The organism is Peribacillus sp. NPDC006672 (genome assembly GCF_050274955.1).
Lineage (GTDB): Bacteria > Bacillota > Bacilli > Bacillales > DSM-1321 > Peribacillus.
Genome location: NZ_JBNNOR010000002.1, coordinates 366,068 through 382,276 on the forward strand (window position 1 = coordinate 366,068; position 16,209 = coordinate 382,276).

15 protein-coding genes and 1 riboswitch are annotated in these 16,209 nt (G+C 42.7%); of the genes, 9 read left to right on the top strand and 6 right to left on the bottom strand.

All coding sequences use genetic code 11. The features are described 5' to 3' along the window. Positions 1 to 15 precede the first annotated feature (15 nt). The 5 genes from ACQKKK_RS05170 (at position 16) to ACQKKK_RS05190 (ending at position 3,731) form a co-directional block, all read left to right on the top strand. Entirely contained in the window at positions 16 to 1,032 is a 1,017-nt protein-coding gene (locus ACQKKK_RS05170; RefSeq protein ID WP_427614549.1) for a methionine ABC transporter ATP-binding protein, read from the top strand. After that, positions 1,019 to 1,687 carry a methionine ABC transporter permease gene (locus ACQKKK_RS05175; RefSeq protein ID WP_427614551.1) on the top strand — a complete coding sequence of 223 codons (669 nt, stop codon included), beginning with the start codon at positions 1,019 to 1,021 and terminating at the stop codon, positions 1,685 to 1,687. Before ACQKKK_RS05170 ends, ACQKKK_RS05175 begins: the two co-directional genes overlap by 14 nt. A gap of 53 nt (positions 1,688 to 1,740) precedes the next feature. Next, positions 1,741 to 2,562 carry a MetQ/NlpA family ABC transporter substrate-binding protein gene (locus tag ACQKKK_RS05180; RefSeq protein ID WP_427614553.1) on the top strand — a complete coding sequence of 274 codons (822 nt, stop codon included), beginning with the start codon at positions 1,741 to 1,743 and terminating at the stop codon, positions 2,560 to 2,562. A gap of 62 nt (positions 2,563 to 2,624) precedes the next feature. Then, the gene (locus tag ACQKKK_RS05185; RefSeq protein ID WP_427614555.1) at positions 2,625 to 2,876 is read left to right on the top strand and encodes a hypothetical protein; all 252 of its coding nucleotides are present in this window, start codon (positions 2,625 to 2,627) and stop codon (positions 2,874 to 2,876) included. 3 nt (positions 2,877 to 2,879) lie between these two features. Beyond that, complete coding sequence (locus ACQKKK_RS05190; protein ID WP_427614557.1) at positions 2,880 to 3,731, top strand: iron-containing alcohol dehydrogenase family protein; 852 nt, start codon at positions 2,880 to 2,882, stop codon at positions 3,729 to 3,731. A gap of 123 nt (positions 3,732 to 3,854) precedes the next feature. On the opposite strand, the gene ACQKKK_RS05195 is transcribed toward ACQKKK_RS05190, so the two are convergent. Next, positions 3,855 to 4,892 carry an NAD-dependent epimerase/dehydratase family protein gene (locus tag ACQKKK_RS05195; protein ID WP_427614558.1) on the bottom strand — a complete coding sequence of 346 codons (1,038 nt, stop codon included), beginning with the start codon at positions 4,890 to 4,892 and terminating at the stop codon, positions 3,855 to 3,857. Positions 4,893 to 5,093: 201 nt separating this feature from the next. Here ACQKKK_RS05195 and ACQKKK_RS05200 point away from each other — a divergent pair, with 201 nt between their 5' ends. Then, positions 5,094 to 5,978: a PucR family transcriptional regulator gene (locus tag ACQKKK_RS05200; RefSeq protein WP_427614560.1), complete on the top strand. Its 885-nt coding sequence runs from the start codon at positions 5,094 to 5,096 to the stop codon at positions 5,976 to 5,978. Between the two features lie 119 nt (positions 5,979 to 6,097). After that, a complete protein-coding gene (locus ACQKKK_RS05205; RefSeq protein ID WP_427614562.1) occupies positions 6,098 to 7,243 on the top strand; it encodes an ABC transporter ATP-binding protein in 1,146 nt (381 codons plus the stop codon). A 58-nt stretch (positions 7,244 to 7,301) separates the two neighbouring features. On the opposite strand, the gene ACQKKK_RS05210 is transcribed toward ACQKKK_RS05205, so the two are convergent. Together ACQKKK_RS05210 and fumC are read right to left on the bottom strand one after the other, a co-directional pair. Beyond that, positions 7,302 to 7,544, bottom strand: a complete 243-nt coding sequence (locus ACQKKK_RS05210; protein WP_063232298.1) for a hypothetical protein — start codon at positions 7,542 to 7,544, stop codon at positions 7,302 to 7,304. A 109-nt stretch (positions 7,545 to 7,653) separates the two neighbouring features. Then, positions 7,654 to 9,036 (bottom strand): class II fumarate hydratase, encoded by a 1,383-nt coding sequence (fumC, locus tag ACQKKK_RS05215; protein WP_427614564.1) that lies wholly within the window; start codon positions 9,034 to 9,036, stop codon positions 7,654 to 7,656. Positions 9,037 to 9,384: 348 nt separating this feature from the next. Next, positions 9,385 to 9,498: riboswitch (SAM riboswitch) on the top strand. An 87-nt stretch (positions 9,499 to 9,585) separates the two neighbouring features. Here fumC and ACQKKK_RS05220 point away from each other — a divergent pair. Then, on the top strand, positions 9,586 to 10,698 hold the full coding sequence (locus tag ACQKKK_RS05220) for a methionine biosynthesis PLP-dependent protein (RefSeq protein WP_427614565.1): 1,113 nt from the start codon (positions 9,586 to 9,588) through the stop codon (positions 10,696 to 10,698). Beyond that, positions 10,695 to 11,876 (top strand): cystathionine beta-lyase, encoded by a 1,182-nt coding sequence (gene metC / locus ACQKKK_RS05225; RefSeq protein WP_427614567.1) that lies wholly within the window; start codon positions 10,695 to 10,697, stop codon positions 11,874 to 11,876. Before ACQKKK_RS05220 ends, metC begins: the two co-directional genes overlap by 4 nt. A gap of 99 nt (positions 11,877 to 11,975) precedes the next feature. On the opposite strand, the gene ACQKKK_RS05230 is transcribed toward metC, so the two are convergent. The 3 genes from ACQKKK_RS05230 to ACQKKK_RS05240 form a co-directional block, all read right to left on the bottom strand. Beyond that, complete coding sequence (locus ACQKKK_RS05230; protein ID WP_061461980.1) at positions 11,976 to 12,224, bottom strand: type B 50S ribosomal protein L31; 249 nt, start codon at positions 12,222 to 12,224, stop codon at positions 11,976 to 11,978. Between the two features lie 137 nt (positions 12,225 to 12,361). Then, complete coding sequence (locus ACQKKK_RS05235; RefSeq protein ID WP_427614568.1) at positions 12,362 to 14,380, bottom strand: ABC transporter ATP-binding protein; 2,019 nt, start codon at positions 14,378 to 14,380, stop codon at positions 12,362 to 12,364. After that, complete coding sequence (locus ACQKKK_RS05240) at positions 14,377 to 16,128, bottom strand: ABC transporter ATP-binding protein (RefSeq protein WP_427614570.1); 1,752 nt, start codon at positions 16,126 to 16,128, stop codon at positions 14,377 to 14,379. The genes ACQKKK_RS05235 and ACQKKK_RS05240 overlap by 4 nt, the downstream gene beginning before the upstream one ends. Between the last annotated feature and the right edge of the window lie 81 nt (positions 16,129 to 16,209).

The following is a 16,209-nucleotide window of genomic DNA, read 5'->3' on the forward strand; positions in this document are numbered from 1 at the left end:
TAAGGGGGAATGTTCATGATTGAAATCCGTTCAGTCAGAAAGGAATACATCTTGAAGAAAAACCGAGTTATCGGAGTGGATAACGTATCTTTGACCATTCAAACAGGCGAAGTGTATGGAATTGTCGGCCACAGTGGAGCTGGAAAAAGCTCATTACTCCGCTGCTTGAATTTGCTTGAACGACCGACAGGTGGAAATATCATCATTGACGGTATTGATTTAACCTATTTATCGAGTAAAGAGCTTCGTAAACATCGTCAAAAGATCGGAATGATATTTCAACACTTTTCACTGATCAGTTCAAAAACGGTATATGAAAATGTCGCTTTCGCCTTGAAGGCCGCGCATCAATCGAAGGACGCCATCAGGTTACGTGTATTGGAATTGTTGGAAATCGTAGGGCTCAATGATAAAAAAGATGTCTATCCGGCACAGCTTAGCGGTGGGCAGAAGCAACGGGTCGGCATTGCTCGTGCCTTAGCAAATAATCCCTCTGTACTATTATGTGATGAAGCGACTTCAGCCCTTGATCCAACAACTACAAAAGCGATCTTACAGTTATTAAAAAGGATAAGCAGGGAGCTTGGAATTACCATCGTGTTGATTACACATGAAATGGAAGTGGTCAAAGAACTATGCCACCGAGTCGCCGTCATGCAGGATGGACGGGTAATTGAAGAAGGTCCCGTTTATGAAATATTTTCACAGCCTAAGCAAGAGTTAACCAAGCAATTCATTAGCAGTGTACTGGATTTCGAACTTCCCTCGCATTTGATTGAAGGAAGTAAAGGAACGATTATTAAAATTCAATTCGAAGGGCAAACCGCCGGAGAATCGATTCTCTCTGATACTATCCAAACCCATTCTGTAAAGGGTAATATCTTGCACGGTAAAATCGAGTATATCCAGGATGTCCCTTTAGGCATCTTGATCATTGAGTTAATTGGTGATGCCGCTGAAATTCATTCGGCAGTGGAATATATAATGAATCGTTCCAGTTCTGTGGAGGTGTTAAAACATGTCACTGCTTGATTCCATCGTCAATATTTTACCTGATCTTAATAAAGCCTTTCTTGAAACGATTTATATGGTCGGAGTTTCACTTGCTGTAGCCCTTCTAATCGGTTTACCGCTAGGAGTATTGCTGTTTACGACAACCAGGAATTTATTCTTTGAAAATAGTCTTGTGAATCGATCCCTCGGTTTTGCTGTCAATATTGTACGTTCAATTCCGTTCATCATTCTCTTGGTCGCCCTCCTTCCTCTAACGGATTTGCTTACTGGATCGACGATAGGCCCAAGAGCAGCTTCTGTTTCCCTGTCCGTATCCGCCATACCTTTTTTTGCCAGGATCGTTGAATCGGCATTACGTGAAATAGACAAAGGAGTGATTGAAGCTGCAATTGCCGTGGGTGCCACCCCATGGATGATCATTAAGGATGTACTTCTTCCAGAGGCAAAACCAGGAATCATTCAAGGGCTGACATTAACGACCATTTCACTTATCGGTTACTCAGCAATGGCAGGGACAATCGGCGGAGGGGGAATTGGCGACCTGGCCATCCGGTACGGATATTACCGTTATGACAATACAGTCATGATCACGACGATTGTTGTATTGATCTGCCTTGTGCAAATCATTCAAATGCTTGGTGACAAAGCCTCATACATAGTTAACAAACGATAGAATCAGTCATTTTTTCAATGATTCAATATATTTCATTTCAGGAGGAATTTCATATGAAGAAAATAGCTTCTTTATTATCTATCTGCACACTTGCCCTTGGCTTGGCAGCTTGCGGAAGCGATGACACATCCCCAAAAACTGAAGACATAAAAGAGTTGAAGATCGGGGCGACTACCGGACCCTACGCCGATATGGTTAAAGAGGCAATCAAGCCAGGTCTGGAAGATCTCGGATACAAAATAGAGATCGTAGAATTCACCGACTATATTCAGCCGAATAAGTCGCTTGGTAACAACTCGATCGACGCCAACCTATTCCAGCATAAAGTGTATATGGATAACTTCGCTAAAGAAAATGATTTAAAGCTTTCCGACCTTATCATAGTTCCAACAGCACCAATGGGCATATATTCGAACAAATATAAATCGCTGAAGGAAATTAAAGAAGGTTCATCCCTTGCAGTGCCCAATGATCCGGTTAACCTCGCTCGTGCACTTAAAGTGCTGGTGGATGAAGAGTTGATTGAAGTCGATCCAGATGTCGACCCTTTAAAAATATCTGAAAAGGATGTAACGAAAAATCCAAAAAAGATCCAATTCAAGCCATTGGAATCCGCTCAATTGCCTCGGGCAACAGACAGTGTTGACCTATCAGCGGTCCCTGGGAACTTCGCTCTTGCTGCGAAAATGGAACTTCAGGATGCCCTTGTTTTAGAAAACATGCCAGACATGTATCGAAACGTTGTTGCAGTGAATACAAAAGATGTAGACGCTCAATTTGCCAAGGATATTAAATCAGTAGTGGAATCCGACAAGTTTGAAAAAGTGATCGATGGCAAATTTGTTGGATTCGGAAAACCAGATTGGATGAAGTGATCAAATAACGAGGCCTGCTTCCCCTTTTCGGCGAACAGGCCTTAACAATAAGGAGAACGAATATGAATACCCTACTGGAAGTCCGCAGCGGCCCCGCCTATTATGCCTGTAAAGCTAATGTCCTTGAAACACTGGAAGCAAAACTGAGTAAAGTGAACATTCGTAAAGTGCTCGTTATTCATGGAAGAAAATCATGGAAAGCTGCTGAACCATTTTTCCCCACTTTCAAAAATATCGAGACGACCTTTTTCACATACGACGGGGAATGCAGTGACCCGGAAATTGAACGCGTCAGGAAATCAGCTCGTGAATAAGGTGTGGATGCATTAATCGGCATTGGCGGCGGTAAGCTGCTCGATCTCACCAAATCGGCCGGAAACTCACTTCAAAAGGAAATCATTCTCATTCCAACCCTGGCTTCCACCTGCGCTGCCTGGACACCGTTAAGTGTCATTTATGATGATAATGGTTCATATATCCGCTATGATATTCATGAAAAAAGTGCTTGGATGTTATTTATCGAACCAGGAATTCTACTGGAATCCCCTATTGAATATTTACGGGCCGGAATTGGTGATACATTGGCGAAATGGTATGAAGGCAATGCACTGGTCGAAAAACTTGCCACCAAATCCGTTTGTATTGAATTGGCACATATAGCCGCAAAGCAGTGCCAGGAAGTTTTATTGACATATGGCGAGGAAGCCCTAGCGGATTTGAAAAAGGGTAAATGGACAGACTCCCTGCAGCGTGTCATTGAAACGAACATCATCACCAGTGGTCTAGTTGGCGGATTTGGTGACCAGTACCTGCGCATTGCCGGTGCCCACTCCATTCATAATGGCATGACTTCCATCACGCAAACACATCATTTACTTCATGGAGAAAAAGTGGCATATGGTATTTTAGTCCAGCTTATGTTAGAAGGGAAATTCTCGGAAATCAAACAATTACTGCCACTTTACCAGGTGCTTAAACTGCCGATGACATTGATTGATATTGGTCTGACGGTTGAGCATAGGGTGGAAATTCAACAGATTGCAGCCCTCTCTGCTAAAGAAGGCGAAGGCATCCATCTTCTTTTCCCTGGTATTAACGAGGAAAAAGTGACATCTGCCATGATAAACCTTGAAATCCTTACAGCCCATGGAAGCACATCCATGGACTAAAAAAGCGATGGGTTTTCATACCCCCATCGCTTTTTTCAATTCCTTCAAATTGTTTGTTTAAACCATCCTTTTCGCCAAGCAAACATAAAATGCCGTCAATACTTCAGTATAATAAAAGAAGGTTCATCCCACTGTCTTTTTCCATAATCTAAGGAGATCTCTTTCAAGTTGTCTCTGGATACCAGCTTTTCTATCAGCAGATTCTGGTCGATTCTTTTCCCAATCCCAAATATCTTCGAGAGTTTCTGAAAGGGGACGGAATGTTAGTCCATTATTGATTGCTTTATTGTTATCGACAGCCAAAAACCCATTCAAAGGTTCCTTAGCTCCCGGTAAAGGGAACTCTTCTGGTATCCATAAAGGCATCTCTCCCCACGGCTCTACTTTATTGTCATTTAAAAACTTTTCAGATACCCAGGTAAAATCAGCATCACTTCTTGTTACCTTTTTGCAGCCTTCAAGTAATTTACCCATAGTTAGTGTGTAATCTGGTCCAACGGCATTATATATACCTGTCATATTTTTTTCTATCAATTGTATGACCCATTGAGCCAGGTCCCTTGCATCGATAACCTGGATTGGACGTCCAGGGCGTCCAGGGGATAAAACTTCTCCCCCTTCCGCTATTCTTTTAAGCCAGTACGGCAATCGGTCAGTGTAATCATATGGACCTACTATTTGCCCGGCACGAATTGACAAGACTTTCCCCGGCAGTTCTTTTTCAGCTGCTTTTTCGCTTAATGATTTTAACGGGCCATAATATTCACCGTATATCGGTCCAGCAGTTCCAAGGGTGATTTCTTCTGCTTTATCTTCATTTAGTGTATGGACCTCTCCATTTTCATCAATACCTGGTTCGGTTGGATCACTATAAACTGAGATGCTTGAAATATATGTATAATGTTTAACTTGATTAAGCAATCTGCAAGATTTCGATACAGTTCGAGGGATAAAGCCCGATGTGTCTATGACTGCATCCCACTGTCTTCCTTTCAACATTTCCAGATCCCCGTCGCGGTCCCCTCTTAACTGTTCTATTTCGGGAAAAACATAAGGATCGCTTCCACGATTAAAAAGTGTGACATCATGCCCCTTCACTATCGCAGCTTTTGCTAAATATCGGCCTAAAAACCGTGTACCGCCCAATATTAAAATGTTCATAAGATCTCCTCCTCTTTCACGATATTCCATTAAGCATACGCAATACCCTTTCCTAAAATTAATAATACTTGCAACTTTTCTTTAAACTCTCTTTTTGAACCATGAATTTTCCTTCTCGGAAAAACTGGCAACATCCTATTCTTTTGAACTTTATTCTTTTTCGCTATAATGATATGGAAAGGGAGAAAGAAGGTGGAAACGATGCTTGAAAGTCTCAAACAAAAATTCCCGAACGCTCTTACCAATAAAAAGGATACTGATGATTTTACTGACTATGTTTGGTTCGAAGACTCAATAAGTATGCTTGGCATTCCCCGTTCAGAAATCACAGCTGATGAAATCCGTTTATTGGAACTGCTTTTTGTTCCTTCCATAAACCAAAATAACCTCAATACGTTTCCAGACTCATCATGGAAAACTTTTTTATCCGAACCGAATGCACCATTGCCTTTAACAAGCTGGGAGAATGTTCGATTCATTCATTTCAAGCTGACTCATGCTGATTATTCCCACTCCGATTTTGAAGACGCCTTCCTCGCTTTCGTTCCATCTGACGCAGCCATTGTCTGGGAAAATGAAACGGCAGGAATCTTAATTGAAACGGACAAGGATGAATCTTTATCAAATAAAGAACTAATCGCCATTTCTTCCACGCTTGAAAGTGACTTTTTTGTAAAGACCCGAATGTTCACCGGGCGCTTTCACCCAGTAAATCAAGACCTACATCATCATAGGAATCAGGAGAAAAAATGTTTTGATTTGGCACAAGTGCATCTGCCGGATCTAAAGGTAGCTGATTTGGCAGACATCATTCCTCACTCATTAATTAATGACCCATCCGTTACGAATGCTAAGTGGTATATCAATGAGATTCTCGGCAATACCAAGCAGGATACTGAACTTATCAAAACGATTAAAACGTATATCGAATGTAACTCCAATGCTACATATGCCGCCAAACAGCTTTATATACATCGGAACAGCTTACAATACCGAATCGATAAATTCTCAGAAAGAACTGGTCTCGATATTAGAAACTTCCGTCATGCCCTTACTGCGTACTTGATTTTTTTACTTATTGATTAATTTCCAAACAGGGAATATCATCCTTTTTTGTGCAATGTGCCCATACTTTTTTCTAAACTGATAGCTTAGACTATAGTTAATTAGTACAAGTAATCAGGAGTTTAAAAGGGGGATTTTTCATGGCAGAGTTAGTATTAGATCATATATTCAAGATTTATGATAAAAAGGTGACGGCTGTTAAAGATTTCAACCTTCGTGTTGCCGATAAGGAATTCATAGTTTTTGTGGGACCTTCAGGTTGCGGCAAATCGACGACTTTAAGGATGATCGCCGGACTTGAAGACATTTCCCAAGGGGATTTATATATAGACGGCAAGCGAGTCAATGATGTCCCTCCTAAAGATCGTGATATTGCGATGGTTTTCCAGAACTATGCCTTATATCCCCATATGTCCGTCTATGACAATATGGCATTTGGATTGAAGCTCAGGAAAACACCTAAAGCGGAAATCAAGCAAAGGGTCAATGAAGCGGCAAGGATTCTCGGACTTGAAGAACTGCTAAACAGGAAACCTAAAGCCCTTTCAGGCGGTCAGCGCCAGCGTGTCGCACTTGGCCGGGCAATTGTAAGGGATGCAAAAGTTTTCTTGATGGATGAGCCATTATCCAATCTCGATGCAAAGCTACGGGTTCAAATGCGTGCAGAAATCGCTAAACTACATAAACGGCTCGACACCACGACGATATATGTCACGCATGACCAAACAGAGGCAATGACCATGGCGACACGTCTTGTAGTAATGAAAGATGGAATCATCCAACAGGTCGGTGCCCCAAAAGACGTATACGAGAAACCCATAAACGTCTTTGTCGGCGGTTTTATCGGATCGCCTGCCATGAACTTCTTTACCGGAACATTAAAAGAAGGCACAATTAAAATAGGCGAACAAACGCTTGAAATACCTGAATTGAAGATGAAAATGCTGCGTGATCAAGGATATATCGGAAAGGATATAATCCTTGGCATCCGTCCGGAGGATTTCCATAATGAAGGAACTAGCTTCACGGAGTCCTCTAACACTAAACTCACGACCCAAATTGATGTAGCCGAACTCATGGGCGCGGAGATCATGCTCTACTCCACGTTAGACGGGCAGGACTTCGTCGCACGGGTCGATGCCAAGAATATTATCCAGGCAGGCGAAAAGATCGAACTTGCCCTCGACATGAATAAAGCACACTTTTTTGATAAAGGGACTGAACATCGCATTTTAGTTGAAGAAGATGAACAGATGCAGGAAAGCATGAAGTTACCTGCCAATTAAACGCCAAAAGACCCGTTCATGAATGGGTCTTTTTCGTTTATTCAAATAAGGGATAGATTTATTCCTGGACCAATACCACTTCATCATGACCGCATTCAGAGCATTTCATGAGATGCGGGCATTGGCCTTTTTGAAGAGATTGAGGATATCCGTCGTTTTCTTTAAGTATGTCGATATCCATGTAAGCACTGTAATCATCAGCGTAATCCATAAATTTCCCTTTATCATCAAGATCACTGCCGCATTCCGGGCAATTCACATGAATTTTTCTTAGACCGTTGCAAAGCGGGCATAAAGACATTGTTTTTCCTCCTGTTCCCGATACTTATGAACTCAGTATTTGTTGATTCCATTATTTTAACATATGGAAACACCCTCCCTAAAACCAGCGGGAGGGCACTCCTATGCAATTATTTATTAACCATGTCAGCAGGATCGACCCATGCTTTGAATTCAGCTTCCGTCAGAAACTCCAATTTCAACGCCGCTTCTTTTAACGTAGAGTTGTCCTTGAATGCAGTTTTGGCGATCTTGGCTGCTTTTTCATAACCAATATGCGGGTTCAATGCTGTTACCAACATAAGTGAACGGTCTACATTTTCTTTGATTTTATCTTCATTTGCAGTGATGCCAACTGCACAATTACTGTTGAAAGAGTGAATGCCTTCCGTCAATAATTTCACCGTTTGCAGGAAGTTATAGATGATGACTGGTTTGAATACATTCAGTTCAAAGTTACCTTGGCTTGCTGCAAAGCCAATCGTAGCATCGTTACCCACGATTTGTGTCGCAATCATGGTAAGCGCTTCACTTTGTGTAGGATTGACTTTACCTGGCATGATGGAGCTGCCTGGCTCGTTTTCAGGAATGGCAATTTCGCCGATTCCGCTTCTAGGGCCACTTGCCAGCCATCTGACATCGTTCGCAATTTTCATTAAATCCGCTGCCAATGCTTTCAACGCACCGTGTGCGTAAACGATTTCGTTATGGCTTGTCAATGCATGGAACTTATTATCCGAAGTGACGAAGGGATGTCCTGTATCCGCTGCAATTTGTTTGGCCGAAAGTCCTGGGAATTCTTTTTTTGTATTGATTCCCGTTCCTACAGCCGTTCCGCCTAGAGCCAGGTTCAATAATTTTTGGCTGCTTTCCTGAATCATCGCGAGATCTTTATCGAGCATCGCTTTCCAACCGGAAATTTCTTGTCCTAAAGTCAGTGGTGTTGCATCTTGAAGATGTGTCCGGCCAATTTTCACGACATCCCAAAATTCTTTTTCTTTTGAATCGAAAGTATCGCGAAGTGCTTTGATGGCAGGAACCAATTTTTCAGCGACTTCCATAAAGGCTGCAATATGCATGGCGGTCGGGAAAGTATCATTGGAGCTTTGTGCCTTGTTAACATCATCATTCGGGTGAAGGGTTTCGGATTCACCATTTTCTTTTAACCATTCATTCCCTTTGTTAGCGACCACTTCATTCACGTTCATATTACTTTGCGTGCCGCTTCCCGTTTGCCAAACTACAAGTGGGAAATGTTCATCAAGCGTACCTTCAAGGATTTCGTCGCAAATCTTAACGATGGCATTCTTTTTAACTTCCGAAAGATCGCCAAGATTATAGTTCACCTTTGCCGCAGCTTGTTTAACGTATGCAAATGCACGAACTAATTCAATCGGCATTTTTTCATTACCGATTTTGAAATTGTTACGGCTTCTTTCGGTTTGTGCTCCCCAATATTTATCGGCAGGAACTTTCACTTCACCCATCGTATCTCGTTCGATTCTGTATTCCATGTGTTCTCCTCCTATGGTTGCACTATTCATCGAAGACCATATGTATATGAAATGAATAATGTCATATTATTCTTTCTCTCTATACATTGTACAAACTTTATTTTTTTAATGCAAAAATAACCGGCCAAGCCTCCCCCTTTTTACTGTAAAATCCATTTAATTCAACAGGATCATCGTGTTTACCCCTGGACACAGGCGAATTTCGGATATTCTTTTCAGGCACATAAAGTGTTGACACCGCTAGTCTCCAATTGCCCTATCCATGAACATCAAAGCATTATCCATCCAAAATGTTCTTGACAGTATTTTGTATATATAGTAAATTCAAAAGAAATTGAATAATCTAAACTCTTATCGAGAGAGGTAGAGGGAATGGCCCGATGACACCTCAGCAACCTTCATTTGTTTCAAACCAATGAAAAGGTGCTAATTCCACAAGTTTGTGAACTTGGAAGATAAGAAGAATGACTCGTCCCTATTTAATCAAAGTCTTCTTCTTAAAGAAGACTTTTTTTTATGTTATTTAACTAAAAAGGAGCAGTGAAAACTATGTACAAAACTGAAACATATCTTGCTCAATTAGGAAATCGCAGTGAAACGGCGACAGGAACAGTCAATCCGCCGGTATACTTTTCAACAGCTTTTCGCCATGAAGGAATCGGCCAATCGACTGGATTCGATTACACAAGGACAGGTAACCCTACACGCCAACTATTGGAACGATCCATCGCCGATCTGGAAAAAGGCGACCAAGGGTATGCCTGCAGTTCAGGAATGGCAGCCATTTCTACTATACTGGCCTTATTTAAATCAGGTGATGCATGGATTGTCAGCGAAGATCTTTATGGCGGTACATATCGTCTGTTGGAACAAGGGTTTAAGAAATGGGGATTGAAGTGTGACTATGTGAACACTTGTTGTTTGGAGGATATTGAAAGAACCATCACTCCTCACACGAAAGCCATCTTCATCGAAACTCCCACTAACCCTCTTATGCAGCAAACGGATATTAGCGCCGTTGCAGCATTGGCCAAACGATTTAATTTATTGTTAATCGTTGATAACACTTTTTACACGCCTCTTATTCAACAACCCATCCTGCTTGGAGCGGATATTGTGATCCACAGCGCAACCAAGTATCTCGGTGGTCATAATGATGTGCTCGCAGGACTGATCGTGGCTAGCGGCGCGGAATTATGTGATGCACTTGCCTTCCATCATAATGGCATGGGGGCTGTCTTGAGCCCCTTTGATTCCTGGCTATTGATGCGCGGAATGAAAACCCTGGCATTGCGGATGGAACGTCATGAAAAGAATGCCAAGACACTTGTAGATTACTTGTCGGAACATGATTGTGTGACAGATGTATTGTATCCCGGTAGAGGCGGCATGATTTCATTCCGTATCATTGATGAAGCGGCGGTCAACCCATTTTTACAATCACTCTCATTAATTTCGTTTGCAGAAAGCCTTGGAGGGGTTGAAAGCTTCATCACTTATCCTGCTACACAAACACATGCTGATATACCGCTTGAAGTCAGAATGGCGAACGGGGTTTGCAATCGCCTGCTGCGCTTCTCCGTCGGCATTGAAGACAGCGACGATTTGATCCAGGACTTACAGCAAGCATTCGCACACGTAAAAAGGGAGGCACTACGATGACCACTCATGATTTCAGCTTTGAAACCAAATTACTTCATAATCAACATAAATTCGATCCTGCAACAGGCGGTGTGAGCGTCCCCATTCAGCACGCATCCACTTTCCATCAATCCGATATCGATCAATTCGGCAAATATGATTACAGCAGAAGCGGGAATCCAACTCGCGAAGCACTGGAAGATATCATTGCCGAACTTGAGGAAGGTACTCACGGCTTTGCCTTTTCATCAGGTATGGCAGCCATTTCAACAGCTTTCCTGCTGTTGTCTGCCGGAGACCATATCGTCATTTCTGAAGATGTGTATGGCGGAACGTTCAGGATGGTCACAAGCGTTTTGACGCGTTTCAATATTGAGCATACTTTCGTTGACATGACGGACCTTGAAAGCGTCAAAGCGGCCATTCAGCCAAATACGAGAGCCATATACATCGAAACGCCTTCAAATCCATTACTTAAAGTGACCGATATTAAAGACGTATGTGATATCGCGAAAAAAGCCGGTGCCTTAAGTTTTGTTGATAATACATTCTTGACCCCAGCATTACAAAAACCACTGAATCTGGGCGCTGATGTTGTCCTTCATAGCGCGACGAAATTTTTATCCGGCCATAGTGATGTGATAGCTGGACTTGCCGTAGTGAAAGATCCGGATTTGGCAGTAAGACTCGGTTCCCTCCAAAACTCCTTTGGAGCGGTTCTTGGTGTACAGGACGCCTGGCTTGTAATGAGAGGTCTGAAAACCTTGTCCGTTAGAATGGAACACTCCCAAAAAGGGGCAGAAAAGATTGCCGCCTACTTAATTGAGCAGCCCTTGGTGAAAAAAGTTTATTATCCTGGCCTGGCCGATCATCCACAGCACGCAATCCAGCAAGGCCAGTCACTTGGTGCAGGGGCGGTCCTATCATTTGAATTGGAAAGCGAAGAAGTCTTCCGCTCTTTCGTGAAAACTGTCGAGCTTCCTGTCTTTGCCGTAAGCCTTGGAGCGGTCGAATCGATTTTATCCTACCCGGCCAAAATGTCCCATGCTGCCATGCCTGCTGATGAAAGGGAAAAGCGGGGCATCACGAACAGCTTGCTTCGCCTCTCTGTCGGACTTGAAAATCCGGACGATTTAATCAAGGATTTCGATGCTGCCCTCGTAAATATTGCTAAAGGGGAAGCCATTGCTGCAAAATGATTAAAGCATGGGTGCCTCATTTATAATGGGCACCCACTTGCTTGCATCACTTCCATCCATTAATCAATAAAGGCCAACGATTTCTCGATGGCCTCACTTTCATTTCTTCATATTGTATTTATCCAAAAAGCGGTCCACCCGTCCGCCTTTTTCAGCAAACTTCTGCTTTCCCGTATAAAAAGGGTGGGTATCTGAACTGATCTCCACTTTTAACAATGGATACGTTTGGCCGTCTTCCCACTCGATCGTTTCATTGGACGTTTTTGTGGAACCTGTCAAAAATTTATAACCACTATTGGTATCCATAAATACTACTTGTCGATAATCCGGATGAATTTCTTGTTTCACTATTATCACCTCATTGTTAGTATGGGTATAGGTTAAACGAAATGATTACTATTATCAATAATTTTGCTTGAAGGTGCCAATAACCGGCACCCTCATTATAGTTTAATCTTGATTATCCATACTTATTCAATTGTGCTTCAACCGACCATCCCGTTATGCGGACCAGCCTGCAGTTCATACATTTGATAATAAATCCCTTTTAACTCCATTAATTCTTCATGTGTACCTTGCTCGGAAATCCGCCCTTTATCCAGTACAAGAATTTGGTCGGCATTTTTAATCGTGGAAAGTCTATGGGCAATGATGAAGGTCGTTCTCCCTTTTTTCAGCACATCCATTCCCTCCTGGATAATTGCCTCGGTTTCGGTGTCGATGCTTGCTGTCGCTTCATCCAATATCAGAATCGCCGGATTGAATGCAAGAGCACGTGCAAAAGAGATTAGCTGCCTCTGTCCGGAAGATAACGTTCCTCCTTTTTCAATCACGGGTTCATCCAGCCCTAAGGGAAGATGCTTCAGCACTTTGTCCCCTCCTACATCTTTTAATGATTTTTCAACCATTTCCCTTGTGATGCCTTTATGATTCAGACTGATATTGGAAGCGATGGTGCCAGTAAATAAATAGGGATCCTGAAGGACGATTCCCATATGCTCCCTAAGCGTTTGATGGGGGATATCCAAAATATTCATGCCATCAATTTTGATTTGCCCTTCGCTGCTGTCATAAAAACGGAACAGTAAATTCATTATGGAACTTTTTCCTGATCCAGTATGGCCTACTAAAGCGACCGTTTCCCCTTGTTTGGCTGAGAAGGAAATATCCCTTAACACATATTCATCATCCTTATAGCCAAAAGAAACATTTTCAAATTGCACGTTTCCTTTGTATCTGGACATGTTTTCATCACTGACTGCCAATCCCTGTTTATCCAATAAACTGAATGCCCGCTCCCCTGCAACAAGTGCCTGTTCTAGTTTAGCAAATTGATTGACGATTCCGTGAAGCGGATGAAGCAGTCGGCTGATCAAATCAACAATTGCATACATCATTCCTAAAGAAATGGCTGAACTCGCTGTAAGGGAAATCCCTCCGAAATACCAGACGAATGCCATTAGCGCCAAAACCTTGATGACACCAATCAAGTTTCCACCCGTCAACGAATTCAAATGGAGCATTTTATTTTGATAGAAGTAATGCTCGCGGTTCAAATTTTCAAATGTTTGCTTCGTTTCCTTTTCACGTCCAAATGCCTGAATGATGCTCATTCCAGAAATGGATTCATTGATCATCCCATTAATATCGCTGACCCGTTCCCTAATGATGTGATTATATTTCGAGGCGAATTTACGGTATACCGTCGTCCAGATAACGATGATTGGAATAAGTAAAAGGCCAATAGCACCGACACGTGCATCCAGAATAAACAAAGCAATGAGAACGCCGAAGATATTAATCGTGCTCGAGAAAAAGTTAGCGAGCACGGTTACATATAATTCCCGGATCGCTTCCGTATCATTAGTGACCCTGGCTACAACTTTTCCCGCTGGCATATTATCGAAATAACGTATCGGTAAACGGGAAATATGCTTAAAAATATCATTTCGCATCTTCTGAATGATTCGGTTGGCCGCTTTCTGCAAATAAAAACTCTGCCCATATTGAAAAATGGAAGAAATGATGACAAGGCCAAAGTAAAAAGCAACAAGCTTAAGGATCTGCGGAATTTCCGGTTGGTAAAACCGCAGCACTTCCTGACTGGTCAGCTTCACTGCATGCGCCCGTTGCTCTTTCCCGTCTTTCTTGATGATCAACGATTGGTTCTCCAAGGTTCTGCGGCCATCCATAGGTACAGCTTCATTTACGAAGACAAATTGGTTGCCGACCTGCAGAACGTGGACTTCCCTACCTTTCTTCTCACCTTCAGTAAAGTAATCAGCCCGTTTATACCAATTTTCTTCATACTCCACAGCATCTTTTCCTTTAACCGATTTATACCAGGAGGATTCGATGCCAAGTATATGTGAATCGATGATTTTCTTGGCAACAAACGGACCCGTTAAATCGGCCGCTACCGAAATTGCCAGCATAATCAGGGCGAAAATGATCAATTTTTTATAAAGGGCAGCATAATTAAAAAGTTTCTTTACGACCTTCATCCCTTCACCTCCGTTCCTTCGTTAACCTGCTGCCGCTCGTATTGCTCCCTATACCAGCCATTATTCTTCAGTAAATCTTCGTGAGTCCCCTCTTCGATGATCTCTCCGCCATCCAACACGATAATCCTATCCGCGTGCTGAACGGCTGATAAGCGATGGGTTGTGATGATGGTCGTTTTCCCTGCCCGTTCATTTTGGATATTTTCAATGATGGTCGTTTCCGTTTTCGCATCCACAGCGGATAAGGAATCATCCAATATTAATATTTCCGGATTTTTGATAAGTGCCCTGGCAATCGAGATCCTCTGCTTTTGCCCTCCAGATAGAGCGACACCCTTCTCACCGACTAGTGTCTCAAGGCGGTTGGGCAGCATCATTAAGTCCTTCTCAAAATCCGCAAGCCGGATAGCTTCAGCCAGTTCATCTTCCGTTGCATCCATTTTACCGAATAAGATATTTTCCCTCACAGACTTTGAGAATAAAAAATGGTCCTGTGGGACATAGCCAATCCAATTTCGAATATCTTCAAGGTCCAGCTGCTCTAGCGGCATGCCTGCAAAAGCAATTTCGCCTCTTCCTAAAGGATATTCCCGCAGCAATTGCTTCACGAATGTCGTTTTTCCACTTCCCGTCTTCCCAACTATCCCTAATGTTTGACCACGCTCAAGCTGAACGGAAATATTGGATAGATTCACAACTGTTGAGGATGGGTATGTAAAAAACACGGAATTGAATTGGATATTTTCCGGATTCGGAATACTCTCCAGACCCAATGAGTTCTTCACATCCACCTCATATGAAAGGGTGTCTTGAACACGGTCAAGCGAAGCATTTCCCCTTTGCATGACATTGATCAGTTCACCCACCGCGATCATCGGCCAAATTAACATACCTAGGTAAACATTGAACGAAACAAGTCCGCCAAGCGTTATGGCTTGTTGAAAAACAAGATAAGCCCCGTAGCCCAAACCGATTAAATAACTGATGCCGATGATAATGCTTATCGTCGGATCGAAGAGAGCGTCGATTCTTGCCACCGCGAGATTTTTGCGATAAACATCCTCTGTCATTTCATCAAATCGCTTTTCATCCTCCCGTTCCTGGACATAGGCCCGGATGACACGGACACCTGAAATAGATTCAAGGACCTTGTCATTTAAAGAACCAAAGGCTGCTTGTGCATCCGTAAAACGTTTGTAAATTTTCTTCACGTAGATTTGCATCATCACTGCCATGATCGGAAGTGGCAGCACCGCCGCAATCGTCAACTCCCAGCTGATGGTGGCGCCCATCATGACCACAACCGTAATAGTGAACAGAACCGAGTCAACGAGCGTCAATATCCCGAAACCAGCTGTGAGGGATATTGCCTTTAAATCATTGGTTGCCCTGGCCATTAAATCCCCTGTACGGTTTTTTTCATAAAAAGTCGGCGTCATTTTCAGCAAATGGCCCATAAATCCGGACCTTATTTTTCGTTCGACCAAGTTTCCGCCGCCAAATAACAGATAACTCCATAAGTAACCAAATAGGTAGCCTCCGCCCAGTACCATGAGCAAATAAACAACGTATTTCATGACACCTTCCTGCGTCATGCTGCCATTGTTCATATCATCGATGGCATTTCCGACGAGCTTTGGCGGGATAACCTCCAGGATATTCACTAGACATAGAAATAAAATGGCATAGGTATAGCGCTGCCACTGTTCTTTAAAGAACCAGGACAGCTTTTTAAAAATCGCAAACATGAATTCCCCTCCCTTTTTTTAAAACCTTTCCCTTCACTAACCGCTTTCTGGATCTCCGGGCTGCAGTAATACTCCCAATAT

Excerpts from the sequence above, each read along its gene's own strand:
- ACQKKK_RS05170 (WP_427614549.1), top strand. The coding sequence starts at position 16 with ATGATTGAAATCCGTTCAGTCAGAAAGGAATACATCTTGAAGAAAAAC.
- ACQKKK_RS05175 (WP_427614551.1), top strand. The coding sequence starts at position 1,019 with ATGTCACTGCTTGATTCCATCGTCAATATTTTACCTGATCTTAATAAA.
- ACQKKK_RS05180 (WP_427614553.1), top strand. The coding sequence starts at position 1,741 with ATGAAGAAAATAGCTTCTTTATTATCTATCTGCACACTTGCCCTTGGC.
- ACQKKK_RS05185 (WP_427614555.1), top strand. The coding sequence starts at position 2,625 with ATGAATACCCTACTGGAAGTCCGCAGCGGCCCCGCCTATTATGCCTGT.
- ACQKKK_RS05195 (WP_427614558.1), bottom strand. The coding sequence starts at position 4,892 with ATGAACATTTTAATATTGGGCGGTACACGGTTTTTAGGCCGATATTTA.
- ACQKKK_RS05200 (WP_427614560.1), top strand. The coding sequence starts at position 5,094 with ATGCTTGAAAGTCTCAAACAAAAATTCCCGAACGCTCTTACCAATAAA.
- ACQKKK_RS05205 (WP_427614562.1), top strand. The coding sequence starts at position 6,098 with ATGGCAGAGTTAGTATTAGATCATATATTCAAGATTTATGATAAAAAG.
- ACQKKK_RS05210 (WP_063232298.1), bottom strand. The coding sequence starts at position 7,544 with ATGTCTTTATGCCCGCTTTGCAACGGTCTAAGAAAAATTCATGTGAAT.
- fumC (WP_427614564.1), bottom strand. The coding sequence starts at position 9,036 with ATGGAATACAGAATCGAACGAGATACGATGGGTGAAGTGAAAGTTCCT.
- ACQKKK_RS05220 (WP_427614565.1), top strand. The coding sequence starts at position 9,586 with ATGTACAAAACTGAAACATATCTTGCTCAATTAGGAAATCGCAGTGAA.
- metC (WP_427614567.1), top strand. The coding sequence starts at position 10,695 with ATGACCACTCATGATTTCAGCTTTGAAACCAAATTACTTCATAATCAA.
- ACQKKK_RS05235 (WP_427614568.1), bottom strand. The coding sequence starts at position 14,380 with ATGAAGGTCGTAAAGAAACTTTTTAATTATGCTGCCCTTTATAAAAAA.
- ACQKKK_RS05240 (WP_427614570.1), bottom strand. The coding sequence starts at position 16,128 with ATGTTTGCGATTTTTAAAAAGCTGTCCTGGTTCTTTAAAGAACAGTGG.